Raw genomic sequence first — 24,839 nt, forward strand, 5'->3', positions numbered from 1 at the left:
AGCCTGTTCACGCGCCCTCCTGCGTCTCTTCGTCCGGGGTGACGACGGCCAGGATCTGGTCCATGGCGACCGTGGTGCCGGGGGTCACGTCCAGCTCGGTGACGGTGCCGGCGTGCGGGGCGGAGATGACGTGCTCCATCTTCATGGCCTCGACGACCAGGAGGCTCTGGCCGGCCGCGACCCGGTCGCCGACGGCCACCTTGACCACGGTGACGGTGCCGGGCATGGGGGCGGCGAGGGTGTTCGCCCCTGCGCTCGCCGCGCCGTGAGCGGATACGGGGTCGTGGTGCTGGACGTGCCAGCTGTCAGCGTCACGGCCCAGCCAGGTCCCCTCCGGGGAGGCGACGTGGCTGAAGCGGTGGGTGACGCCGTCGAGTTCGATGGCGACGGTGTCGGTGGTGCGGGTGAGGACGCGGGCTCGCGCCGGTGTGCCGGGGCTCTGCCCCGGACCCCGCGCCTCAACCGCCGGCGAGGCTGGATTCGGCGCGGCCGGGTCGGAGATGACGAGCTCGGCGTCCGTGCCCACGGGGCGGATGCGAACCTCCACCGGGTCCTGGCCCGGGAGGCGGAAGTGGTGCACCGTCCAGGCAGGGGTGCCGCCCAGGCGCCAGCCGCTCCCCGCGTCGAAGGGGTCGACCCACCCCTCCTGCTGCGGCTTCGCGAGGGGCTGCGCCAGCAGCGCCGCCGCCGCGTACACCTCGTCCGGGACCCCTTCCGGTAGGAGGGAGAGGAGGTCGCGCTCCACGAGCCCGGTGTCCAGGTTGCCCGAGACGACGTCCGGGTGGGCCAGCAGCCGCCGCAGGAAGCCCGTGTTGGTCTGCACGCCCAGGATCACGGTGTCGGCCAGGGCCGCCCGCAGCATCCGCAGGGCCGTCGGACGGTCCGGGCCGTGGACGATGACCTTGGACAGCATCGGGTCGTACGTCGAGCCCACCGGCACGCCCGCCGTCAACCCGGAGTCCGTGCGCACCGCACCGCCCGAGGGCTCGGAGAGCGCCAGCACGGTCCCGCCGGACGGCAGGAAACCGCGCGCCGGGTCCTCCGCGCAGACGCGGGCCTCGATGGCGTGCCCGGTCAGCGTCACCTCGGACTGGTCGAAGCCGAGAGGGGCGCCCGCCGCGACGCGCAGCTGCTGCTCCACCAGGTCCAGCCCGGTGATCAGCTCCGTCACCGGGTGCTCGACCTGGAGGCGGGTGTTCATCTCCATGAAGTAGTAGGAGGAGGGGTCGCCGCCCGGGACGATGAACTCCACCGTGCCCGCACCGACGTACCCGCAGGAGCGCGCCGCGTCGACCGCCGCCGCGCCCATCGCCGCCCGGGTCTTCTCGTCGAGCAGGACCGACGGCGCCTCCTCGATCACCTTCTGGTGCCGGCGCTGCAGCGAGCACTCGCGCTCGCCGAGGTGCACCACGTTGCCGTGGGCGTCGGCCAGCACCTGGATCTCGATGTGCCGCGGCCGGTCCACCCACCGCTCGACCAGCAGCGTGTCGTCGCCGAAGGAGGACCGCGCCTCGCGTCGGGCCGCCGCGATCTCCTCGGCCAGGACCGCCTCGTCGCGCACCAGCCGCATGCCCTTGCCGCCGCCGCCCGCCGAGGGCTTCAGCAGCACCGGCATACCGATCTCCATCGAGGCGGAGACCAGTTCGGCGTCGGTCAGGCCGCTGCCCGAGGAGCCCGGCACGACGGGCACGCCCGCCGCCTTCACGGTCTCCTTGGCGCGGATCTTGTCGCCCATCAGGGAGATGGCGCTCGCCGGCGGCCCGATGAAGGCGAGTCCGGCGTCGGCGCAGGCCTGTGCGAACGCCGCGTTCTCGGCGAGGAAGCCGTAGCCGGGGTGCACGGCCTCGGCGCCGGTGCGCCGGGCGGCGTCGAGCAGCCGCTCCACCGAGAGGTAGCTCTCGGCGGCCGCGGCCGGGCCGATGCGGACGGCCGTGTCGGCCTCCCGGACGTGGCGGGCGTCCGCGTCGGCGTCGCTGAAGACGGCCACGGAGCGGATGCCGAGCTGCCGCAGCGTGCGGATGACGCGTACCGCGATCTCGCCCCGGTTCGCCACCAGAACAGTGCTGAACATCAGTGAGGTCCTCACGTCACATACGGAAGATGCCGAAAGCGGAGTCGCCCAGGGGGGCGTTCGCGCACGCGGTCAGGGCCAGTCCCAGCACCTGCCGGGTCTCCATCGGGTCGATGACCCCGTCGTCCCACAGCCGCGCGGTGGCGTAGTAGGCGTTGCCCTGCTCCTCGTACTGCGCGCGGACCGGGGCCTTGAAGGCCTCCTCGTCCTCGGCGGGCCATTGCTGGCCCGCGCCCTCGATCTGGTCGCGCTTGACCGTGGCGAGCACCGAGGCCGCCTGCTCCCCGCCCATGACGGAGATCTTGGCGTTGGGCCACATCCACAGGAAGCGGGGCGAGTACGCCCGGCCGCACATCGAATAGTTGCCGGCGCCGTACGAGCCGCCGACGACCACCGTCAGCTTCGGCACCCGGGTGCAGGCCACCGCCGTCACCATCTTGGCGCCGTGCTTGGCGATGCCGCCGGCCTCGTAGTCCTTGCCGACCATGAAGCCGGAGATGTTCTGGAGGAAGAGGAGCGGGATGCCGCGCTGGTCGCACAGCTCGATGAAGTGCGCGCCCTTCTGCGCGGACTCGGCGAACAGGATGCCGTTGTTGGCAATGATCCCGACCGGGTGCCCGTGGATCCGGGCGAAGCCGGTGACCAGCGTCTGTCCGAACTCGGACTTGAACTCCTGGAAGCGGGAGCCGTCCACGATCCGGGCGATGATCTCGCGGGCGTCGTACGGGGTGCGCGAGTCGACGGGGACCGCGCCGTACAGGCCGTCCGGGTCCACCTTGGGTTCTTCCGGCGCCTCGACCGACCAGGGCAGGTCCCCGCGCTCGGGCAGGGTCGCCACGATGTTCCGTACGATCCGCAGCGCGTGCGCGTCGTCCTCCGCGAGGTGGTCGGTCACGCCGGAGACCCGGGAGTGGACCTCGCCGCCGCCGAGCTCCTCGGCCGTGACCACCTCACCGGTGGCGGCCTTCACCAGCGGCGGACCGCCGAGGAAGATCGTGCCCTGGTTGCGGACGATGACGGCCTCGTCGCTCATGGCCGGTACGTAGGCCCCGCCCGCGGTGCAGGAGCCGAGGACGGCGGCGATCTGCGGGATGCCGGCCCCCGACATGCGGGCCTGGTTGTAGAAGATGCGGCCGAAGTGCTCCCGGTCGGGGAAGACCTCGTCCTGCATGGGGAGGAAGGCGCCGCCCGAGTCGACCAGGTAGAGGCAGGGGAGACGGTTCTCCAGCGCCACCTCCTGGGCGCGGAGGTGCTTCTTGACGGTCATCGGGTAGTACGTGCCGCCCTTGACGGTGGCGTCGTTCGCGACGATCACGCACTCGCGGCCGCTGACCCGGCCGATGCCCGCGATGACCCCGGCGGCGGGGGCCGAGCCCCCGTACATGCCCTCGGCGGCCAGCGGGGCCAGCTCCAGGAAGGGGGATCCGGGGTCGAGGAGGGTGTCCACGCGGTCGCGGGGGAGGAGCTTCCCGCGGGCGGTGTGGCGGGCGCGGGCCTTCTCGCCGCCGCCGAGCCGGGCCGCGTCGAGCCGGGCGCGCAGGCCCTCGGTCAGCTCGCGGTGGGCGGCCTCGTTGGTCCGCCAGGCCTCGGACGCCGGGTCCGCGGCGCTCGTCAGCACTGGTGCCTGCTGCATCGGTCGAGCTCCCTTGCTCGTTCCACTTGCTCGGTGCACGCTGTTAGTGAGCGTTAACGTGTGTGGGGCTTAGGTTAACGACCGCTAACGGCCCTGTCTAGAATGGTTTCCCATGAGCACCAGAGCGGCCGCCCCCACCCGTCGCGAGCAGATCCTCAGTGAGGCCGCTCGTCTCTTCGCCGCGCGTGGATTCCACGGCGTCGGCGTCGATGAGATAGGGGCCGCGGTGGGCATCAGCGGCCCCGGCCTGTACCGGCACTTCGCGGGCAAGGACTCCATGCTCGCCGAACTGCTCGTCGGCATCAGCGAGCGGCTGCTGACCGGCGGCCGCCACCGGGTGGCGCAGGCCGCGGGCGAACCGGCCCGGGTGCTGTCCTCCCTCATCGACGGCCACATCGACTTCGCGCTCGACGACCGGGCGCTGATCACCCTGCACGACCGGGAGCTCGACCGGCTCCGGGACACCGACCGCAAGCTCGTACGGCAGCTGCAGCGCCAGTACGTGGAGCTGTGGGTGGAGGTCGTACGGGAGCTGCACCCCGAGGTCGGCGAGGCCGAGGTGCGGGTCGCCGTGCACGCGGTCTTCGGCCTGCTCAACTCCACCCCGCACCTGGCGGCCCTGGGGCGCGAGGCCACGGAGGCCCTGCTGCGGCGCCTCGTGCACGGAGCGTTCGGGGCGCTGTCGGCATGAGCCGGGGCGTCCGCCGATCGGAATGGACGCGCCGGCTCCGGCCCGGCGGCGGCAGAATGGCCCGTATGCCGAAGCCGATAGAGCCGCCGAGCCGTGCCGAACTCATCGACCACCTGGTCCGTACGCGGATCGCGGGACAGGTCGCGACCCCGCGCGACAACAACCTCAGCCACTACAGGAAGCTCGCCAACGGCGACCGGCACTACTGGCTCGGCCTGGAGCTGGGCGACCGCTGGACGGACGAGCAGGACGTGCTCGCGGTGATGGCGGAGCGGTGCGGGGTCGTGGACGACCCCGAGTTCCGCCACGGCCAGGACACCATCGACCCGGAGCTGACCGTGGCCGGCCTGGACCGGCTGGCGGCCCGGCTGCGCAAGGCCGCGCTGGACCGGCAGAGCGTACTGTTCGCCACCGGGCACCCCGGCGGCCTGCTGGACGTCCACCGGGCCACGGCGGCGGCCCTGCGCGCCGCGGGCTGCGAGATCGTGGAGATCCCGCGCGGGCTGACCGCGAACGAGGGCTCGGTGTGGCAGTTCGCCGACGTCGCGGTCCTGGAGCGGGGCGCGACCCTGTGGCACACCCACTCGCCGGAGCCGATGGCCGCGATCCTGGACGGCCTGGCGGCCGAGAACCGTCCGCTGCCGGACCTGGTCGCCGCCGACCACGGCTGGGCGGGCTGCGCGGCCCAGCGCGGTCTGGACGCGGTGGGCTACGCGGACTGCAACGACCCGGCCCTGTTCATCGGCGAGGCGGAGGGCACCCTCCAGGTGACGATCCCGCTGGACGACCACGTCCGCGACCCGCGGTACTACGACCCGATGGTGGCGTACCTCCTGGACGCGGCGGGCCTGTCGGGCGCGTAGGCAGTCCGGGTCCGGTTGTCGGTGGCGGTGGCTACGGTCGCCGCATGCCGAAGTCCGCGAAGACGCACAACCCGCTGTCCGTACTGGCCGACGATCCCCAAGGGCGTTGCCTGGGGCCCCGGTTGCCGGCGGGGGAGCTCATCTCCCGGTCGGTCCGGCGGGGGTGGCGCAAGGCGGCCGAGCCGCTGCTCCGGGTGTCCGGCGAGGCCTTGGGGGTCGGGGCGCTCGCCGCGCACCGGACCCCCGAGCTCGAGGCCGCCGGACTGCAGGCCGTGCTGATCCAGGGGCGGCGGGGGCTGGAACGCTGGTGGCAGGAGCGGGAGTTCCTCCCGGAGCGGATGCCCGACCCCGACGACCACCATGTCGAGCCGGTGCTGCGCGACTTCTGGGCCGCGGTGGTTCCCGACCCCGAGGAGGGGACGGAGGGAGAGGAGCTCATCGCTCCCTTCGGCCGGGACTGGCCCGGGCTCGCCGAGGCGGGGCCGCAGGGCGGAGCAGACTCGGAGTCCGCCGCCTGCCAGCTCGCGGACGAGCTGATCGCGAGCGGTTTCCTGCCGAGCCCGCGGCTCGCCCTGGTCCCCGCGGGCCGCGGGGCGGACGTACCGACCGCGATGGGCTGGTGCGGGCCGACCAACCACGAGAACGACACGGCCCTCATCAGCACGGTCCTGCGCTCCTGGGAGGACCGCTTCGGCGCCCGCGTGGTCGCCCTCGGCTTCGACGAGCTCCACGTGTCCGTGGCGGCCCCGCCGCGTACGGTCGCCCACGCGCTCCCCGTCGCGGCGGAGCACTTCGCCGTCTCGCCCGACAACATCCGGCAGGGCTCCGGCAGCATCCGGGCCTACGCCGACGAGGCGGTCACCGGCAGCAGCCACTGGGGATTCTGGTGGGACTGAGTCGCGTGCTCCTCAGGCGCGCGGGACGCGGACGACGCCCTCCTGGATGACCGTCACGGCCAGCCGGCCGTCCTGCGTCCAGATGCGGGCCTGGCCCAGGCCCCGGCCCGCGGCCGCCGAGGGCGACTCCTGGTCGTACAGCAGCCACTCGTCCGCGCGGAAGGGCCGGTGGAACCACATCGCGTGGTCCAGCGAGGCGCCGACCACGTCGCCCACCGCCCAGCCGCCCCGGCCGTGCGCGAGCAGCACCGAGTCCAGCAGGGTCATGTCGGACACGTAGGTGGCCAGGCAGGTGTGCAGCAGCGGATCGGCGCTGTCGAGCTTGCCGGCCGTACGGAACCACACCTGAGAGCGCGGCTCCACCGGCTCGCCGACACTGCCCCAGGGCGGGGTCGTGGCGTAACGCAGGTCCACCGCCTCCCGGGTCTCGATCAGCCGCTCCACCGTGCCGGGATCGCGGAAGATCTCCCGGTAGGCGGGCAGTGACTCGGCCGCGGTGGGCAGGGACTCCGGGTCCGGGGCGGACGGCATGGCGACCTGGTGGTCGAGGCCGTCCTCGTACGTCTGGAAGGACGCGGAGAGGTGGAAGATCGGCTGGCCGTGCTGGACGGCGACGACCCGGCGCGTGGTGAAGGAGCGGCCGTCGCGGATCCGGTCCACCGAGTAGACGATGGGCGCGGAGGTGTCCCCGGTGCGCAGGAAGTAGGAGTGCAGCGAGTGCGCGATGCGGTCCGCGGGGACGGTCCGGCCGGCCGCGACCAGGGCCTGGGCCGCGACCTGGCCGCCGAAGACACGCGGTACCAGCGAAGGCCGGCTGGTACCGCGGAAGATGTTCTCCTCGATCTGCTCGAGGTCGAGCAGATCGAGGAGCGTCGTCAGTGCCTCGTTCATGGGGGAAGGGTAAGTGCCCTGATTCCTTACAGGCCCATGGACTTGGCGATGATGGACTTCATGACCTCGCTGGTGCCGCCGTAGATGCGGTTCACGCGGTTGTCGGCGTACAGGCGGGCGATCGGGTACTCGTTCATGTAGCCGTAGCCGCCGTGCAGCTGGAGGCACTTGTCGATGACGCGGTGCGCGACCTCGGTGCAGAACAGCTTGGCGGAGGCGGCCTCGGCGGCGGTCAGCTCACCGGCGTCCAGGGCCTCCAGGGCGCGGTCGGCGACGGCCTCGGCGGCGTCCACCTCTGCCTGGCAGGCGGCCAGCTCGAACTTGGTGTTCTGGAAGTGGGCGACCGGCTTGCCGAAGACGGTGCGCTCGGTCACGTACTGCTGGGCGAACCGGATGGCGGCCTTGGCCTGCGCGTACGCGCCGAAGGCGATGCCCCAGCGCTCGGAGGGCAGGTTGGCGCCGAGGTAGTAGAAGCCCTTGTTCTCCTCGCCCATCAGGTCCTCGACCGGGACCTTGACGTCGACGAAGGCCAGCTCGGCGGTGTCGGAGGTGCGCAGGCCCAGCTTGTCCAGCTTGCGGCCGATGGAGTAGCCCTCGGACTTGGTGTCCACGGCGAAGAGGGAGATGCCGAAGCGGCGGTCCTGCTCGCTGGGGGCGGAGGTGCGGGCGCAGACGATCACGCGGTCGGCGTGGACGCCACCGGTGATGAAGGTCTTGGAGCCGTTGAGGACGTAGTGCGTGCCGTCCTCGGAGAGCTTGGCGGTGGTCTTCATGCCCGCGACGTCGGAGCCGGTGCCCGGCTCGGTCATCGCGAGGGCCCACATCTCCTCGCCGGAGACGAACTTCGGCAGGTAGCGCTTCTTCTGCTCGATGTCGGCCAGCATCTTGATGTAGGGGAGGGCGAGCAGCACGTGCACGCCGGAGCCGCCGAAGTTGACGCCCGCGCGCGAGGTCTCTTCGTAGAGGACGGCCTCGAACTTGTGGGTGTCCAGGCCCGCGCCGCCGAACTCCTCGGGCACGTTGATGCCGAAGACGCCCAGCTCGCCGAGCTTGTAGTAGAAGTCGCGCGGCGCCTGGCCGGCTGCGAACCACTCGTCGTACACGGGGACGACCTCGGCCTCGATGAAGGCGCGAATGGTCTCGCGGAACGCCTCGTGGTCCTCGTTGAAAACGGTACGGCGCACTGTGGCGGCCTCCTTCGGTCGCGGCGGTCCGCCGCCGTGGGCTAAGCGCTTGCTCAGATTAAGTTACCGGCCAGTTGTCTGCCCTGTCCAGAGTGAGGTCCAGCACGCTCCAATGCCACCCAGCGCAAGCCGATGTCACCCCGTGCCATTACCCTGGCCGCGGAGAGGGGGCGGCATGCTGCTGAGGTTCCGCACTGCGAACGTACGGTCCCTGCGTGACGAGCAGGAACTGTCCTTCGTCGTACCCGAGGGCGAGCCGAGCGAGGCCGCCCGCCCGCTGGAGCTCGCAGGCAGCGGCTCGCTGGGGGTTCTGCCGCTCATCGGGATCTTCGGAGCCAACGCCTCCGGCAAGTCGAATGTGCTGGCCGCCATGACCGACATGCGCACGGCCGTCCTCAATTCGTACGCGCACTGGGCCTCGTACGACACCATCCCGCGCCGCTCTTTCGCACTGGACGCCAAGGAAGAGGGCGAGCCGAGTTTCTTTGAGGCCGACCTCGTGATCGACGGCGTGCGCTGGACGTACGGCTTCGAGCTCGGCCCGGCGCGGGTCGAGGCCGAATGGCTGCACAGCTACCCCCGGGGCCACCGCCAGGTCTGGCTGGACCGGGACGCCTCGCGGACCGAGGTCTACGAATGGCCGGGCGCCCGGGTCAAGGACCGGGTCCACCTGGCGCGGCGCACCCGCCCGAACGCCCTGCTGCTGTCCACCGCCGGCACGGACAACCACCCGCAGCTCTCGCCGCTCTTCCACTGGTTCCGCCGCAATCTGTGGCTGATCAACCCGGAGGACGAACGGGCGGAGCGGGCGGGATTCACCACCCGGGAGCTGTCCGGTGGCCGTGCCCGCCGGATCAAGGAACTCTTGCAGGTCGCGGATCTGGGCATCACCGGCGCGGAAGTCGTCCCCGAGGGCAAGGACGGGGTCGCGGTGAAGCTCACTCATCGCTCCGCCACCGGCAATGTGGCCTTCGACTGGGACCAGGAGTCCTACGGCACACGCTCCTGGTACGCCCTCCTGGGGCCCCTGCTGCTGGCGCTCGACGAGGGCGCCGTACTGCTGGTCGACGAGCTGGACGCCAGCCTGCACCCGCGCTTCGCCGCCGAGGTCGTCCGGCTCTTCCACGACCCGGACGCCAACCCGAATGGCGCGCAGCTCGCCTTCACCTCGCACGACCCCTCGGTGCTCACCACGCCGAGCGGTGCGCGCCTGCTGGAGCCGGGCCAGGTGTGGCTGACGGAGAAGGACAAGGACGGGGCTACCGATCTGTACCCGCTGAGCGCCGCCTCCCCGGGGGAGGGCGAGGACCTGATGAAGTCCTATCTGGCCGGGGCCTTCGGCGCGGTCCCCGACCTCATGGAGGGCCAGATCGCCCGGCGACTGCTGGCCGCCACAGGACAGGAACGTGAACGGGATCGTGGGCACGGGGCGGAGCTGAGCTGATGGCGCGTACGAGGGGGAAGGACTCGCTGGGGCCCGCGAAGCAGGAGCGCGGGCGGCGCCGCCGGGTCGTGCACGTCTTCACCGAGGGCAAGGTCACCGAGCCCGACTACATCCGGATCATCCGCGACCAGGGCGTCTACGCCGACCCGTCCCTGGCGGTCGAGGTACGGATCGCCAACGCCAGCGCTCCCGGGTCCCAGCGCAAGCCGATCAAGCTGGTCGAGGCGGCGGTGCGGCTGATGCGGGAGGAAGCCCGCGACGCGAAGCGCAGCGGCCTGAAGAAAGAGTTCTGGCCCCAGGTCTGGTGCCTGTTCGACCGCGACGAGCACGAGTCCATCGACACCGCGCTGAAGCAGGCCCGGGACGGGGACGTACGCGTGGCCTTCTCGCACCCTTGCTTCGAGGTGTGGCGGCTGCTGCACCACAAGCCGGTGACCGGCACCTTCGGCGGGGTCTGCGGCCAGGTGACGGACCGGCTCCCGTTCGCCAAGGACGCGGCGAACATCAAGAGCGTGCTGCCGGAACAGATCGCGCGGGGCAGTTTCGTCGAGGCCAAGAAGCGCGCCGTGAAGATGAACGCCGGGCACGGCGATCATGTGCCGCTGGTCAAGCGCGATCCGTACACCGACGTCTTCGCCTTCGTCGAGGACGGGCTCGGCATCGCCTCGTACTGACGGGACCGGCCCCAGTTCGGGGAACGGTTTCCGCCGGACCCCGCCGCCGCCGTAGGGTTCCTACGTCACACACCGGGGTCGTAGGGAGTCGTATTCGTGGCCAAGCTCACGCTCGCGCAGTTGGAGCGGCATCTGTTCGCCGCCGCGGACATCCTCCGCGGCACGATGGACGCCTCCGAGTACAAGGACTACATCTTCGGTCTGCTCTTCCTGAAGCGGGCCAATGACGAGTTCGAAGCCGCGCGGGACCTCATTCGGGAGTACGCGGCCAAGGAGCTGGGCCTCGACGGGGAGGTGCTGGAGAGCTACCTGGAGCAGGAGTCCGCGTACGGCGACCGTGACGTGTTGTTCGTACCGAAGGATGCCCGCTGGCAGCGGATCTCCTCGGCCACCCACAACATCAACGAGGACCGTCTGCGCCCCGCCCTCCAGGCGCTGGAAGGCCAGAACAGCAAGCTCAAGGGCCTCTTCGATCACCTGGACTTCAACCGCATCGGCGGCTCGGGTACGGCGGCCGGCGCGGCGAAGCTCGCCGATCAGCGGCTGAAGCTGCTCATCGCGCACTTCGGGCGCATCCGGCTGCGGACGGACGACTTCGAGTTCCCCGACCTGATCGGCGCCGCGTACGAGTACCTGATCAAGGAGTTCGCGGACTCGGCGGGCCGCAAGGGCGGCGAGTTCTACACCCCGCGCGCGGTGGTCCGCATGATGGTCGAGCTGCTCGGCCCCAAGCAGGGCATGCGCATCTACGACCCCTGCGTCGGCTCGGGCGGCATGCTCATCCACGCGAAGGAGTACGTGGAGGAGCACGGCGGCGACACCTCGGACATGTTCTTCGCGGGCCAGGACGCCAACAGCGGCTCCTGGATCATGTCCACGATGAACATGGTGCTGCACGGCGTCCGCCGCTTCGACCTGCGCACCGGCGACACCTTGGCTGAGCCGGCGCACGTACCGAGGACGGACGCGGACCGGTTCGACGGCGTGTTGAGCAACCCGCCGTTCTCCATGGACTACGCGCTCGCCGACCTCAAACACGGCGCTCAGCGCACGGCGTACGGGGTCACGAGCGAGCGTGGCAAGGCCGACCTGATGTTCCTCCAGCACATGCTGTGGGAGACCAAGCGGGAGGGGCGCGGAGGCATGGTCATCACGGTCATGCCGCACGGCGTGCTGTTCCGCGGGGGCGGCGAGCAGGAGATCCGCACGAAGCTGCTGGACGAGGACGCGATCGAGGCGGTCATCGGCCTCGCCCCGAACCTCTTCTACGGCACCGGCATCCCGGCGTGCATCCTGCTGCTGCGTCCTCCGGGTCGGAAGGACCCGGCGCGGGCGGGCAAGGTGCTGTTCATCAACGCGGACCGGGAGTACCGCAAGGAGTCGGCACAGAACGTCCTGCTGCCCGAGCACGCCGAGAAGATCACCTCCACCTTCCATGCGTACGCGGAGGTGCCGGGCTTCTCTCGGGCCGTGAGCCGCGAGGAGCTGCGGGAGAACGACGACAACCTCAACATCCGCCGCTACGTCGACAACACACCGCCGCCGGAGCCGCAGGACGTGCGGGCGCACCTCGTGGGCGGGGTACCGCGCGCGGAGATCGAGGCGAAGCAGGAGCTCCTCGACGCGTACGGGGTGAAGCTGACCGACCTGTTCGCCGAGCGCGACCCGGTGGATCCGGAGTACGTGGATTTCCTGCCGGAGGGGCAGCGCCCGGACGCGGCCCGGCTGGCGGAACTGGCGCGCCCGCGAGAGGACGCGCTGCGGGTCGCCTTCGCGAAGTGGTGGGAGGAGGAGGCCCGCCACCTGGAGGCGGTGGCGGCGACCCCCGAGCGCCTGGCCGACCTGACGCCCTCGGAGCGCAAGGTCGCGCTGATGGCGGTGCGCGGCTCGTTGATGGAGTCGTTCGTCGAGCGGCTGGGTGGGGTCGGTCTGCTCGACCGGTACGCGCTCGCCGGCGCGGTGGCCGGCTGGTGGTACGAGGCCAAATACGACCTGCTCGCCCTGTCGGAGAACGGGTTCGCGGGCGTCCTCGACGGCTGGGTGGAGAACGTCGACACACTGCTCGCTCCGGAACAGGACCCGAAGACCCGGAAGCTACGCAAGCGCACGGCCGCTGAGCGGCGCCAGGCCTACGCCCACAAGGTGGTCGCCGCGATCGCCCCGGACTTCTTGGAGAAGCTGGCGGAGGCGGACGCGCGGAAGGCGGAGCTGGACGCGCGCTGGAAGGAACTCAATGCCGAGCCAGAACCGTCCGAGGACGGCGAAGGCGGGGACGACGCGGACAGCGACGCCCCGGCACGCGAGGAAGTCGCTCTGAGCGTCGAGCAGTTGGCGGAGCTGGCCCAGGTGAAGAAGGACCGCACCAAGGCGGCCGCCCTGATCAAGCGCCTTGAGGCGGAGTTCTGGTTCCCCTGGCCGAGCGACCCGCCCAAGCTGGACGAGGACCCTCCGGGGCTCTTCGCGGGGAGGCAAGCGCTGGACCCGGAGGGCGAGCGGCGGGTGGTTCTGGAACTGCTGAGGGATGACCTGGCGGGCAAGTTGGACGGCCATGTGGTGCAGCGGCGACGTGAGCTGACCGATGCGTATGGAGTGTGCGAGGGCAAGTATGCCGTGTCGCTGCGGGAGATCCGGGCGGGGCGAGAAAAGGCGGCGGCGGTGCTGGACGGGTTCCTGAAGGAGCTTCGCTATGCGGAGTGAAGGAATTAAGGCTTGGCCGATTCGGCGCCTCACAGATCTTGTTAGTCTCCCTAGCGGGCAAGTCGATCCACGTGTTGAGCCCTACCGGAGCCGCGTGCTGCTTGCTCCAGACCACGTGGAATCGGGTACCGGGAGGATCCTCAAGCGCGCGTCAGCGGGGGATCAGGGCGCTTTGAGTGGCAAGTATGTCGTGCAGCCCGGGGACGTGGTGTTCAGTAAAATTAGGCCGTCTCTTCGCAAGGCCGCCCTCGCCGACTTTTCAGGCACCTGCTCGGCAGACATGTATCCGCTGACGCCTGGGGAAGAGATCCTTGGACGCTTCTTGATTTCGGTTATCCTCGGCGAGAGGTTCTCGAAATATGCAGAGAATCTCTCGGGTCGTACTGGAATTCCGAAGGTCAACAGGGGCGACTTGGCGGGGTATTCTTTCCCGCTTCCCCCGATTGTTGAGCAGCGTCGGATCGTCGAGGTGCTTGACGCCGTGTCGGAACAGGAGCGTTCCATCGAGGCGTCGATTGCCAAGCTTGGAGCCGCCAAGGCAGGCGCCATAGAGGGCCTGCTCGACGCTCTTGACTGGGACCGCACCTTGGGGGACGTCGTGGACGATGGCATCCGCAACGGATTTTCTCCCGTGGAGAGTGAGACGTGGACTGGCATCCAGATGCTGGGGCTTGGCTGTCTGACTCCTGTGGGGTTCGAGCCGGTCCAGCTCAAGAACGCCCCTCCGTCCGTCACGGCTCACCATCCTGCCGTCTTGAGGGAGGGGGATCTTCTGATGAGCCGAGCCAACACCCGAGACCTGGTCGGATTGGCTGGCGTATATCGGGGCGTGGGGACGCCCTGTATTTATCCGGACCTCATGATGAGAATTGGAACATCGGGGCGTTACTCCGCTGACTTCTTGAGTGTTGTTCTCATGTCAATGCGGACTCGCCGGTATGTTCGGTCGATGGCGCAAGGTACATCGGAAAGTATGGTGAAGATTTCCGCGAAATCGGTTCGAGGTATTCCTGTTCCCCTGCCAACTCCCGAGGAGCAGGCGCAGGTCCTTGCAGTCGTTGCTTCTTTTTCGCAACAGGTAGGTGCGGAGACCGAAGAGCTGGCCAAGCTGCGCAGCATCAAGCGTGGGATCGCGAACAGTCTCCTCGCTTTTCCTTGCTGAGACTAGATGAGTCGGCGGTGGGGGCATCGGGTGGGCATCGGCGTATGGCGATGTCCGTCCGTCGATAGGTGCAAGGTTTACATGCGGATGTTCTCAGGTCTCACGCGTGGAAATGCCTGTCCTTGACGGCCGTGACGAACGATGACCAGCCAGCCGCAGGGAAGACCAGAGCGGGGCCGTGCGAGGCCTTGGAGTCGCGGACGGGCACGCCTGACGGGTAGCCGTCCAATACCTCGACGCAGCTGCCGCCTTCGCTGCCGCTGTAGGTCGACTTGCGCCAGCCGGTCAGTGAGGAAGCATCTGGGATGGTGTGTTCAGTCATGGTGTCCGTAGTCCTTTGCAGTCGCCCTCAGCAGGGCCAATGACTCCTTCAGCGGCAGTGCGTCGCTCAGCGCAAGATCGTAGCGGCCTTGCAACTCCTGAACCACGGAAGGGGAGTCATGCACCTTGCCCATACGAAGGCCCTCGCTGTACGCCACAGGCGGTTGATCCTCGAACCACATCAGCGTGAGCATGCTTTCCATCAGCGGGTGAAACCCCAGGGCGAACGGCACCACATGTACGCGGATGCGCTCAGCCTCGACCAAGCGGACGATGTGCATGATCTGCTCCGCCATGACGCCCGACCCGCCGACCGCGCGACGTAGCACCGCCTCGTCCAGCAACGCCCAAACTACCGGCTGTACCGGATCGTCAAGCACCTTTGCCCGCCCAAGCCGTGTGACAACGAGCCTGTCACATTCCTGTTCACCCACTGGAGGGAACGACGTGCTCAGAACCGCACGCGCGTACCTTTCCGTCTGCAGGATGCCCGGAACGAACGACAGCGCGAACTCTCGGATCATCGTCGCCTGTTGTTCGAGTTGGAGGGCCGCCTCAAAGTAGTCGGCGACCGCTGCGTTCTCATCCGGCAGGAAGCTGCTCAGCACATTCCCCGTGTTCAGAGCCCTGTCCAAGCGCCGCGCGTCCTCCTTCGACGGGATGCGGCGGCCCGCCTCGATGTGTGAGATGTGCGAACGGGTCATGACAGCCGCGTTGGCCAGTTCCTGTTGGGTCAGGCCGGCCGCCATGCGCTGTTCCTTCAACCAGTCCCCATAGATGTTGCTCATCGTCAACTCCCGTGTGACAAAGCATTCGTCACGCTCTACCCCCTGGCGAGCCTAGTCCGCGCCGTCTCACTCTGTGAGCGGATCGCTACACAGCGATGCCCGCGCGTCGACTGATGCCGTCGTGACGGGCCCGGCCGGATCTTTCGCCGGACATGGAGGACCCCCGCGACCGCAGTGAACGGTCCGGGGGCGTGGCCATCAACCTCAACGGAGTTGACGACGTGTCGCACTGTATCGCCCGCATGCTTGAGCCGCTGCTGCGGTTCCTGTGGCCCACCGCGGGCCACCACCCCGCCGCGCCGCCCGGGGCCGGCCCGCGCGTCCGCCCGTACCGCCCGGCGCGCGAACAGCGAGCGGAGGCCCGGCGCCAGCGCGCCCGCCGACACGCGCTGTGGCTGGCCGTGCACGGCATCGACATCGGGCCACGTCTCATTCACGGCAGGATGGTGACCGCGTGATCAGCGAGACGGCGGGCGGGGCACGGCTGCTGCCGTGGACCGGCACGGACGACAAGCCCTGTTATCTCATCGGCGACGGCACCGGATACCTCTCCCGGGTCGCCGACAACATCGAGAGCGTCCAGCTCGGCATGGCCGGCGAACTCCTCGACCACGCCGCCGACATGCTCGCGGACCGCAAGGTCACCGCCCTTCAGCTCCGCTACCTCGCGGCCCGTATGACCGAGTCGCTGCGTGACGTTCACCGGATCGCGCTGAGCCGGGGCGCCCGTCTTCCCGTACCTGCTGCACCCGTCCTTGACGGCGCCGGTGAGAGGGGCGAGCCCTCGGCGGGGGCCTGAACCACCCCGCCCGACCCGGTGGCGTACCCCACTTGTCCGGTACGTCACCGGGCTCCGCCGTGTCCCGCGCGGCCGGAACCCTCCCCTCCAACCCCCTCAGGACGCAGAATGGATCACCTGAGCAGGCACAGCGGTGCGGCGGGGCGGAAGGTGCGGGGGCATGGCGGCGCAGCAGGTCGAGCGGGACGAGGTGGAGCGGCCGATCGTCGCGCAGCTTGAGGCGATGGGATGGACGCACGTCCCGGGCAAGGAGATCGGCACACTCGACGCCGATACCCCACTGCTCGCCGACCGGCTGGGCGAGGCCCTGGACCGTATCAACACCCGGGCCTCCGACGGCGAGCCGTGGATGGACGAGAGTGACATCCGGCGCAGCATCGCGGAGCTGGCGGCCGTCCCCCTCGGGAAGGGCGTCGCGCACGCCAACTTCGCCGCCACCGACCTGCTGCTCAGCGGCTACGTCCTGAACGGCCCGTCCGCCGCGCACGGCGGGGCCTCCGCCACCGTCCAGTACATCGAGTGGCACGAGGAGCGCGGCGGGCTCAACGAGTTCACCGTCGTCGACCAGCTCCGCGTCCGCAGCCGCTCCGGCGACCTGTCGATACTCGACATAGTCCTCTTCGTGAACGGCATCCCGCTCGTCGCCGTCGAGTGCAAGAGCCCGGATGCCGCCGACCCGATCCGCAGCGCCGTACTCGACCTGCGGCACTACGCGGGCGATCCGGTCGACGACGAACGCGACGGCACCGATCTCCCCGTGCCCGCCGGCGTCCCCGAGCTCTTCCGCACCGTTCAGCTGCTGATCGCGGCGACCGGCGAGACCGCGTATCTCGGGACGGTCACCTCCACGCCCGACCACTTCCATCCCTGGCGCAGTATCGAGCCGGAGAAGGAAGCGACGCTCCGCTCCGAGCTGCCCGGCGAGGTCGGCAGACTGAACGAGCGGCACAAGCTCGTAGGCGTCGTCCTGCGGCCCGCCGCGCTCCTCACTTTCGTACGTCACTACGTCATCCCGCTCCCCGTCGAGACCGAGGCCGGCGGGACCCGCACGGTCAAGGCCGCCGCCCGGCACCAGCAGTACCGGGCAGGGGAGAAGGCCGTACGCAAGCTGCTCACCGGCCGGACCCGTGGCCCCCTCGTGGCCGACGACGAGCGCGGCGGGGTCATCTGGCACACCCAGGGCTCCGGCAAGAGCCTGACCATGACCTTCCTCGTCCGCCGGATCCATCTGCACCACCGGCTCAGTGAGTTCACGGTGGTCGTGGTCACTGACCGCACGCAGTTGCAGGACCAGCTCTCCCGGACTCTGAAGCTGAGTGAGTCCGACGTCGAGACGGCCGAGACCCGTACGCAGGTGGAAGGGCTGCTGCGCGACGGCGGTCGGCGGGTCGTCTTCGCGATGATCCAGAAGTACGGGACCGGGGGCGCGTTCGCCGCGGACGGAGGCGACGGGGACGGCGACGACCGGAACCTGGCGGGCGAGTACGAGGCCGCCGAGCGGGACAGGAAGGAAGGCCGGGCCGCCGCGCAGCCGGCCGAGCCGGACTTCCCGGAGTGCAACACCTCCTCCGACATCCTCGTGCTGGTCGACGAGGCGCATCGCTCGCACACCAGCGTGCTGCACGCGGCCCTGCGCAAGGCCATCCCCAACGCCGCGAAGATCGGCTTTACGGGTACGCCGATCATGACCGGCCGGACCGAGGACACCCGCCGCATCTTCGGCGGGTTCCTCGACACGTACCGGATGGCGGAGGCCGAGCACGACGGTGTGGTCGTACGCATCCGCTACGAGGGCCGTACCGGTGAGGGCAAGGTCTTCGACAAGGAAGGCCTGGACCGGAACTTCGCCGACCTGATCCGGGGGCGTACGGACGAGGAGCGCAAGGCGCTGCTGCGTCGCTGGCCCACCGAACGCGACGTGGCCGAGTCCCTGCCGATGATCCGGGCCAAGGCCGAGGACATGCTGGAGCACTGGGTCACCTGGGTGCTGCCGGGAGGCGGCTTCAAGGCGCAGGTCGCCGCCGTCAGCCGGAAGGCGGCCGTCGCGTACCACCTCGCGCTGCGCCAGGCACGCGACGCCCTCATGATCGAACTGGCCGCGTTCGACCCGGAGTCGGTGACCGGGACCCCGCTGGAGCAGCTGGCCCGGCGGGAGCGCTACCTCTACCAGGCCCACCAGTACCGTTCCCTGCTGCGCCGCATCGACTTCGTGCCGGTGATCTCCCCGGGCGAGGAACGCAAGCGCCGCGAGTGGCTGCACTGGACGGACAAGGAGCGGCAGAACGCGTACGTCGAGCGCTTCCACCAGGCGTTCCCGCATCTGCCCGCCGAACCGGACTGGGTCACCACCACGCCCTTCCACACGGCGGCGCAGGACGTTGCGGCGGCAGCAGCAGCCGGTGACCACCCCTGGTCCCAGGAGGCCACCGGTCCGCGGCAGGCGCAGTCTGCGCCAGTGCCCGATCCCGTGCACCCGGAGAGCCCCGTCGCCTTCCTCATCGTCAAGTCCATGCTGCTCACCGGCTTCGACGCCCCGCGCGAGCAGGCGCTCTACCTGGACCGGCCGATCCGCGACGCCGAGCTGCTCCAGGCGGTCGCCCGCGTCAACCGGCCGATGCGGGGCAAGGAGATCGGCTACGTCGTCGACTACTACGGTGTCTTCGAGCACCTGACGGGAGCGCTGGCCGAGTACCAGCAGGCCGATGTCGACGACACCATGCTGAGCCTGTCGAAGGAGATCGGAGGGCTGGCGCCGGCCGCCGAGAAGGTACGCGCCTTCCTGCGTGCGCACGGGATCACGGATGCGGATCTCGCCGATCCCGCCGCCCTGGGATCGGCCGCGCAGGTCTTCGAGCCCGAGTCGGTGCGGTTCGGGTACGACGAGGTGCTCCACGAGTTCCTCCGGGTACTGGAACGGGTACTGCCGCACGAGGACGGCCTGGCCCACGTGGCGGACGCCCGCCGGTGGGGGATGCTCCAGAAGCGCGTCCGCAGGCTCTACCGCGACGCGCCGGGCGGGACGTTCACGCTGCGCCGCTACGGCCGCAAGGTCCGCGCGATGATCGCCGACCACCTGGAGGGTCCGGAGATCGAGCAGGTCATCGCGCCCGTCTCGCTCGCCTCCCCCGTCTTCGACGACGCGGTGCGCGCCATGCCGCCGCGCGAGGCCGCCGCGGAGATGGGGCACGCGCTCCGCTTCCACCTGGAGGAGCGGGTCAAGAGGGAGGACCCGGAGAAGTACACCCGGCTCTCGGAGCGGCTGGAGGAGATCCTGCGGGACCTGCCCGGACGCTTCGATGACCAGATCAAGGAGTTCGGCCCACTGTTCGAGCAGGCCCGGCAGGAGGACGAGGAGGACCCGGCGCTCGCGGGACTCAGCCCGCTGGAGCAGAAGGTGTACCGACTGCTCGACAAGCTTCTGGCGGACAACCCGGGCGTCGTCCGGAAGGTGGCGGACACCCGGCTCCTGGTCGGTGCGGTGTGCGACATGGCGGCGCGGACCATGGGCAAGGCGTCCTACCAGGGGCAGCACCAGGACCTCAGCGCGCTGGCGAAGATCATTCACGCCCAGCTGCTCCAGGGCGGCCTGCGGCCGGCCGCCACGGACTGGGCTCCGCTGAACGACATCGCGCAAGGGCTCGCGGCGTACGCGGCGGACAACAAGCGACAGTTCCTGGCCAGGTACCGGGGAGAATAGGCCGGGTGACCGTGACCGCTCCCGCCGACGACCGAATCCCTCCGTCTCTTGCCGAGGGGAACCTGCTCACGGTCGACGGGCTGGCGCTCCGCGTGCGCGTGAGCGGGCGGCGTAAGCGGTTCGCGCTGACCGTGGAGCCGGATGCGGGGCTGACCCTGCACGCCCCGCAGGGGCGGCCCGTGGCGGAGGCGGAGGATTTCGTCCGCGCCCACCGGTCTTGGGTCGTGACCAAGGTGGGGGTGCGCGAGCGCACACGCCCGCTGAATCCGGCCAAGCGTTTGACGGACGGCGAGGTCTTCCGCTACCTGGGGCGGACATACCGGCTGGGGATCGTCGAGAACGAGCCCGAGACAGGCAGGATCCGGCTGATCGCCGGACGCCTGGTCATCGGCCGGGAACAGGCCGAGGACCCGGACCGGGGGCGGGCCGCGTTGGTGGACTGGTACTGCCGGGCAGGGCGAAACTGGGCAGCGGGGCGGCTCCAGCCCTGGGCTGCTCGTATGGCGGTTGCCGAGCCCGCACTGGACGTTTGCGACCTGGGAAGTCGCTGGGGGCGCTATCGTCCCGGTCAGAGCGAGCGCGGCCCCGGCCGGATGAGCCTCGGCTGGCCGCTCTTCCAGCTCCCCATGCATCTGGTGGACTACGTGGTCGCTCACGAGCTCGCCCACGTCCGGGTGCCCGGGCATCAAGCGGACTTCTGGCGGCTACTGGGACAGGCATTGCCTGAGTACGAAGAGCGCCGGGCAGAGCTCGACGAACTGGGGCGGCGTATGTGGATGGGCGAAATCGCTTAGTTAGCCCGCTGGGCTACTCCGGAACCGTCCGCAGTGCGAACCACAGCTCCATCCGGACGTCCGGGTCGTCCAGGTTCCGGTCCAGCAAGTCGCCGGTGCGCGCGAGGCGCTGGCGGACGGTGTTGCGGTGGACGCCCAGCGCCGCGGCCGTGCGGTCCCAGTTGCCGTGGTGGGCCAGCCAGCCGCGCAGGGTCTCCCGCAGGGCGGGGGAGAGCGGCCCGAGCAGGGCCTCGGCGTGGGCGCGGGCCTCGGCCTCCCCGACCAGGCCCGCGAAGCCGGGGTCGGTGTGGCGGGTCAGCGGGGAACGGGCCGCCTCCGCGCGCCCCAGGGCCCGCTCGGCCTGGGCGTCGGCCGTGGCCAGGGCGGCGGGTGCGGCCGGGGCGCTCACCCCCAGCCGCCAGCCGGGCTGCGGATCGGGCTCCCGGTCGGTGAGCAGCCGTACGCCGCCCTCGTGCGGGTCCAGCAGTACGGTGCCCAGCGCGGCCGCGAGGCCCTGCGGATCCCCGCTCCCGCGGGCGTGGACGGCGTACCAGGGGCCGGCTGCCAGGGCCGCGGACGGATCCCCGTCGAGCAGCAGCCGGGTCAGGGCCGCGGCCTCGGCCCCGGCGGGCCGCTCGGCGGTGAGCAGGGTCAGCAGTACGGCGGCCACCGAGGCCACGGTGTGGTCGCCGGGCGCGCGGGCCGGGGTCGCGGTGCCCAGCGCGGCCCGCCCGGCCAGGGCGTAGGCGGCCAGATGGTGTCCGCCCGCCCGGTCCGTGGCGGTGACGGGCCCGCCCTCGCGGCCGACCCGGGCCAGCAGCGCGGCCAGCGCCTCCCGAGCCGTGGCGGGCAGCTCCGGGCCCGCCGTCCGGCCACCCGGCCACAGCGCGACCGACCCGCCCAGGCTCGCGGCGAGCCGGGCCAGCACCGCCGGGACCGGATCGGGCCGGGCCGCGGCCGCTGCCAGGGCCTGCTGGGCCTCGGTGATCCGGCGCAGCTCCCGGGTGCGGGCCTCCGCCGTCAGCCGCCCCACCGCGCGGGCGACCGCCGAGAAGGGGGTCCGCGGCGGAACCTCCAGCAGCGGCAGCCCGTGCCGGGCACAGGCCTCGGCCAGCGCGGCCGGGACCTCCTCGTGCACCGGGGCCACGCCGAAGCCGAGGGCGGCCGCCCCCGCCCCGGCCAGCCGGGCCACGTACCCGTCGGGGTCCTCGGCGGGGCCCGCCCCGGCGGTCAGCAGCAGCTCGCCGCCGAGCAGGTACGGGGAGGGGTCGGGCATCTCGGAGGCGTGCACGCCGTGCACCCCGGCGGCGGCGGGCCCGGCGAGGTGGCGCAGGCCGAGCTCCCGGTCGGCGAGCAGCGAGGCGAGGAGCACCGGCGGGGTGAGCGGCTCTCCCGCGGGGCCGTTGCCGTACTCCGGATCGCGGGGAGCGGCGGTCATGGATACTCCATACATTTCAGCTCTGCCAGATGGATGAAACGTACACTGCCCACCCCCGGGCAGCCCGCTTACGCTCGAAGGACCGCACACGTCAGGCCAGAGAAAGAGGCACAGCCATGAGCACGCAGCCGCGCGGACCCGTCGACTCCTCCCGCATCCCGCGCTACGCGGGCCCGGCGACCTTCGCCCGCCTGCCCCGCCTCGACGAGGTCGGCTCCGCCGACGTCGCCGTCATCGGCGTGCCCTTCGACTCCGGCGTGTCCTACCGCCCCGGCGCCCGCTTCGGCGGCAACGCCATCCGCGAGGCCTCGCGCCTGCTGCGCCCGTACAACCCGGCCCAGGACGCCTCCCCCTTCGCGCTCGCGCAGGTCGCCGACGCCGGTGACATCGCGGTGAACCCCTTCAACATCAACGAGGCCGTCGACCAGGTCGAGGCCGCCGCCGACGAGCTCCTCGGCGCCGGCTCCCGCCTGATGACCCTCGGCGGCGACCACACCATCGCCCTCCCGCTGCTCCGCTCGGTCGCGAAGAAGCACGGCCCGGTCGCCCTGCTCCACTTCGACGCCCACCTGGACACCTGGGACACCTACTTCGGCGCCGAGTACACCCACGGCACCCCGTTCCGCCGCGCCGTGGAGGAGGGCATCCTCGACACCGAGGCGCTCTCCCACGTCGGTACGCGCGGCCCGCTGTACGGCAAGCAGGACCTGGACGACGACGCCAAGATGGGCTTCGGCATCGTCACCTCGGCCGACGTCTACCGCCGCGGCGCCGACGAGGTCGCCGACCAGCTGCGCCAGCGCATCGGCGACCGCCCGCTGTACATCTCCATCGACATCGACGTGCTCGACCCGGCGCACGCGCCCGGCACCGGCACCCCGGAGGCGGGCGGCATGACCTCCCGCGAGCTGCTGGAGATCATCCGCGGCCTGTCCTCCTGCAACCTCGTTTCCGCCGACGTCGTCGAGGTCGCCCCGGCGTACGATCACGCCGAGATCACCTCGGTCGCGGCCTCGCACACCGCGTACGAGCTGACCACGATCATGTCGCGACAGATCGCGCAGGCGAAGGGCAAGTAAGCGAAGTGACGCACGACCACGACCTGGTACTCCGTCCCACCGAAGCCCAGAAGGCGGCCGCGCTCGCGCCGCCGCCGGGGCGGACGGGCGGGGACCTGGTCGTGGAGACGCTCCGCGGCCTCGGCGCGACCACGGTCTTCGGTCTGCCGGGGCAGCACGCGCTCGCCCTCTTCGACGCGGTCGGCCGCTCCGACCTGCGCCTCGTGGGCCTGCGTACGGAGAACAACGCGGGCTTCGCAGCCGACGCGTACGGCCGGATCACGGGCGAGGCGGTACCGCTGCTGCTCTCCACCGGCCCGGGCGCGCTGATGGCGCTGCCCGCCCTGGCGGAGGCGGCGGCCGCCTCCGCGCCGGTCCTCGCGATCTCCTCGCAGGTCCCCGTGGTGGGCCTGGGCGGGGGGCGGCGCGGACACCTGCACGAGCTGCGGGACCAGTCGGCGTCCTTCCGGGACGTGGTCAAGTCCGTCCACACGGTGCGCACCCCCTCCCAGATCCCCTCCGTGATCGCCGAGGCCTGGGAGTCGGCGCTGAGCGCCCCGCACGGCCCGGTGTTCGTCGAGATCCCGGAGGACGTGCTGCGGGCCGAGACGATCGTCCCGCAGGTCACGGGCGTGGACGCGACCCCGCACGAGCTCGCGCCGCGGCCCGAGCTCACGGCGCTCGCCGCCCACTGGCTGGAGAACGCCGCCCGACCGGTGATCATCGCGGGCGGCGGGGTCGTCCGCTCCGACGCGGCGGGCAAGCTGAAGCAGCTCGCCGAACGGCTGAACGCACCCGTCGTCACCACCTTCGGCGGCAAGGGCGCCTTCCCCTGGACCCACCCGCTCTCCCTCCAGTCCTGGCTGGAGGACCGCCACATGACGGACTTCCTGGAGGACGCGGACGTCCTGCTGGTCGTCGGCTCGGGCCTCGGTGAGCTCTCGTCGAACTACCACACGTTCTTCCCGACGGGCCGGGTCGTCCAGATCGAGGCGGACCTCGGCAAGCTGGAGTCGAACCACGCGGGCCTCGGCATCCACGCGGACGCCCGGTTGGCGCTCCAGGCCCTGCTGGAGACGGTCGCCGAGCGCGAGGACCCCTCGGCCCCGGAGCGCGTGCGCATGGTTCTCGCGGACATCGCGGCCCGCCTCGCCGGCCAGGACCTGGCGCGCGAGCAGCAGCTCCTCGCCTCGATCAGGGCCGCCCTTCCCGCGCGTTCCCCGTCCTTCTGGGACATGACGATCCTGTCCTACTGGGCCTGGTCCGCCTTCGACCCGAAGCACCCCAACACGATGCACTCGGCCCAGGGCGCGGGCGGCCTCGGCTACGCCTTCCCGGCGGCCCTCGGCGCGTGCGTGGCGGAACCGGACACCCCGGTCCTGGCGGTCTCCGGCGACGGCGGCGCGATGTACTCCGTCGCGGAACTGGCCACGGCCGAGCAGCACGACCTCGACGTCACCTGGCTGATCGTGGACGACGGCGGCTACGGCATCCTGCGCGACTACGGCTGCACGACCGGCACGGAGCTGCCCGGCCCCGACTTCGTGGCCCTGGCGCAATCCTTCGGCGTCCCGGCCGCCACCACCTCCCCGGACTCCCTGACCTCCGACCTCAAGAAAGCCCTGACCACCCCGGGCCCCTCGGTCCTGGTCCTGCCGACCACCTTGCGCATGTTTGCCCCGACGCACCTTTAGCGGCACCCGCGGGGCTGGTTAGGGTGGCCGGTGATCAGGGCCGTGCACGAACCACGAGGGGGAGC

At 70.9% G+C, this 24,839-nt stretch carries 20 protein-coding genes; 13 read left to right on the forward strand and 7 right to left on the reverse strand.

Annotated elements, in window-relative coordinates:
* Nucleotides 1-7: 7 nt before the first annotated feature.
* Nucleotides 8-2,071 (reverse strand): acetyl/propionyl/methylcrotonyl-CoA carboxylase subunit alpha, encoded by a 2,064-nt coding sequence (locus tag ACIQZO_RS11890; RefSeq protein ID WP_403623845.1) that lies wholly within the window; start codon nt 2,069-2,071, stop codon nt 8-10.
* A 16-nt stretch (nt 2,072-2,087) separates the two neighbouring features.
* Nucleotides 2,088-3,704, reverse strand: a complete 1,617-nt coding sequence (locus ACIQZO_RS11895; protein ID WP_403623848.1) for a carboxyl transferase domain-containing protein — start codon at nt 3,702-3,704, stop codon at nt 2,088-2,090.
* Between the two features lie 112 nt (nt 3,705-3,816).
* On the opposite strand from ACIQZO_RS11895, the gene ACIQZO_RS11900 reads away from it, so the two are divergent.
* From ACIQZO_RS11900 to ACIQZO_RS11910, 3 genes are read left to right on the forward strand one after another with little or no spacing between them, the layout of a single operon-like run.
* Nucleotides 3,817-4,395 (forward strand): TetR/AcrR family transcriptional regulator, encoded by a 579-nt coding sequence (locus ACIQZO_RS11900; protein WP_403623851.1) that lies wholly within the window; start codon nt 3,817-3,819, stop codon nt 4,393-4,395.
* Between the two features lie 56 nt (nt 4,396-4,451).
* Nucleotides 4,452-5,258: a phosphatase gene (locus tag ACIQZO_RS11905; protein WP_403623854.1), complete on the forward strand. Its 807-nt coding sequence runs from the start codon at nt 4,452-4,454 to the stop codon at nt 5,256-5,258.
* Between the two features lie 44 nt (nt 5,259-5,302).
* Nucleotides 5,303-6,154, forward strand: coding sequence for a DUF4253 domain-containing protein (locus ACIQZO_RS11910; protein WP_403623857.1), 852 nt, complete (start codon nt 5,303-5,305; stop codon nt 6,152-6,154).
* Between the two features lie 12 nt (nt 6,155-6,166).
* Here the strand turns inward: ACIQZO_RS11910 and tesB are convergent, their stop codons facing one another.
* Complete coding sequence (gene tesB / locus ACIQZO_RS11915) at nt 6,167-7,045, reverse strand: acyl-CoA thioesterase II (protein WP_030757002.1); 879 nt, start codon at nt 7,043-7,045, stop codon at nt 6,167-6,169.
* Between the two features lie 26 nt (nt 7,046-7,071).
* Complete coding sequence (locus ACIQZO_RS11920) at nt 7,072-8,229, reverse strand: acyl-CoA dehydrogenase family protein (RefSeq protein WP_403623862.1); 1,158 nt, start codon at nt 8,227-8,229, stop codon at nt 7,072-7,074.
* 175 nt (nt 8,230-8,404) lie between these two features.
* On the opposite strand from ACIQZO_RS11920, the gene ACIQZO_RS11925 reads away from it, so the two are divergent.
* The 4 genes from ACIQZO_RS11925 (at nt 8,405) to ACIQZO_RS11940 (ending at nt 14,206) form a co-directional block, all read left to right on the forward strand.
* Nucleotides 8,405-9,673 carry an ATP/GTP-binding protein gene (locus tag ACIQZO_RS11925; RefSeq protein WP_403623865.1) on the forward strand — a complete coding sequence of 423 codons (1,269 nt, stop codon included), beginning with the start codon at nt 8,405-8,407 and terminating at the stop codon, nt 9,671-9,673.
* Nucleotides 9,673-10,347 carry an RloB family protein gene (locus tag ACIQZO_RS11930; RefSeq protein WP_403623868.1) on the forward strand — a complete coding sequence of 225 codons (675 nt, stop codon included), beginning with the start codon at nt 9,673-9,675 and terminating at the stop codon, nt 10,345-10,347. The genes ACIQZO_RS11925 and ACIQZO_RS11930 overlap by 1 nt, the downstream gene beginning before the upstream one ends.
* 96 nt (nt 10,348-10,443) lie before the next feature.
* Nucleotides 10,444-13,044 carry an N-6 DNA methylase gene (locus ACIQZO_RS11935; RefSeq protein ID WP_403623871.1) on the forward strand — a complete coding sequence of 867 codons (2,601 nt, stop codon included), beginning with the start codon at nt 10,444-10,446 and terminating at the stop codon, nt 13,042-13,044.
* A 172-nt stretch (nt 13,045-13,216) separates the two neighbouring features.
* Entirely contained in the window at nt 13,217-14,206 is a 990-nt protein-coding gene (locus ACIQZO_RS11940; protein WP_403623874.1) for a restriction endonuclease subunit S, read from the forward strand.
* Between the two features lie 100 nt (nt 14,207-14,306).
* On the opposite strand, the gene ACIQZO_RS11945 is transcribed toward ACIQZO_RS11940, so the two are convergent.
* On the reverse strand, nt 14,307-14,528 hold the full coding sequence (locus ACIQZO_RS11945) for a DUF397 domain-containing protein (protein WP_403623877.1): 222 nt from the start codon (nt 14,526-14,528) through the stop codon (nt 14,307-14,309).
* A complete protein-coding gene (locus ACIQZO_RS11950; protein WP_403623880.1) occupies nt 14,521-15,315 on the reverse strand; it encodes a Scr1 family TA system antitoxin-like transcriptional regulator in 795 nt (264 codons plus the stop codon). The genes ACIQZO_RS11945 and ACIQZO_RS11950 overlap by 8 nt, the downstream gene beginning before the upstream one ends.
* 221 nt (nt 15,316-15,536) lie before the next feature.
* Here ACIQZO_RS11950 and ACIQZO_RS11955 point away from each other — a divergent pair, with 221 nt between their 5' ends.
* From ACIQZO_RS11955 to ACIQZO_RS11970, 4 genes are all read left to right on the forward strand, one after another.
* On the forward strand, nt 15,537-15,773 hold the full coding sequence (locus tag ACIQZO_RS11955; protein WP_403623883.1) for a hypothetical protein: 237 nt from the start codon (nt 15,537-15,539) through the stop codon (nt 15,771-15,773).
* Nucleotides 15,773-16,114, forward strand: coding sequence for a hypothetical protein (locus ACIQZO_RS11960; protein ID WP_403624266.1), 342 nt, complete (start codon nt 15,773-15,775; stop codon nt 16,112-16,114). The genes ACIQZO_RS11955 and ACIQZO_RS11960 overlap by 1 nt, the downstream gene beginning before the upstream one ends.
* 160 nt (nt 16,115-16,274) lie before the next feature.
* Nucleotides 16,275-19,811, forward strand: coding sequence for a type I restriction endonuclease subunit R (locus ACIQZO_RS11965; protein ID WP_403623886.1), 3,537 nt, complete (start codon nt 16,275-16,277; stop codon nt 19,809-19,811).
* A gap of 5 nt (nt 19,812-19,816) precedes the next feature.
* Nucleotides 19,817-20,605, forward strand: a complete 789-nt coding sequence (locus tag ACIQZO_RS11970) for a M48 family metallopeptidase (RefSeq protein WP_403623889.1) — start codon at nt 19,817-19,819, stop codon at nt 20,603-20,605.
* 13 nt (nt 20,606-20,618) lie between these two features.
* Here the strand turns inward: ACIQZO_RS11970 and ACIQZO_RS11975 are convergent, their stop codons facing one another.
* Nucleotides 20,619-22,022, reverse strand: coding sequence for a helix-turn-helix domain-containing protein (locus tag ACIQZO_RS11975; protein WP_403623892.1), 1,404 nt, complete (start codon nt 22,020-22,022; stop codon nt 20,619-20,621).
* Between the two features lie 116 nt (nt 22,023-22,138).
* Here ACIQZO_RS11975 and speB point away from each other — a divergent pair, with 116 nt between their 5' ends.
* Nucleotides 22,139-23,101 carry an agmatinase gene (gene speB / locus ACIQZO_RS11980; RefSeq protein ID WP_403623895.1) on the forward strand — a complete coding sequence of 321 codons (963 nt, stop codon included), beginning with the start codon at nt 22,139-22,141 and terminating at the stop codon, nt 23,099-23,101.
* Nucleotides 23,102-23,106: 5 nt separating this feature from the next.
* On the forward strand, nt 23,107-24,774 hold the full coding sequence (locus ACIQZO_RS11985) for a thiamine pyrophosphate-binding protein (RefSeq protein WP_403623898.1): 1,668 nt from the start codon (nt 23,107-23,109) through the stop codon (nt 24,772-24,774).
* Nucleotides 24,775-24,839: the final 65 nt, after the last annotated feature.

Source organism: Streptomyces sp. NPDC097617 (genome assembly GCF_044761485.1).
In the GTDB taxonomy this organism is placed as follows: domain Bacteria; phylum Actinomycetota; class Actinomycetes; order Streptomycetales; family Streptomycetaceae; genus Streptomyces.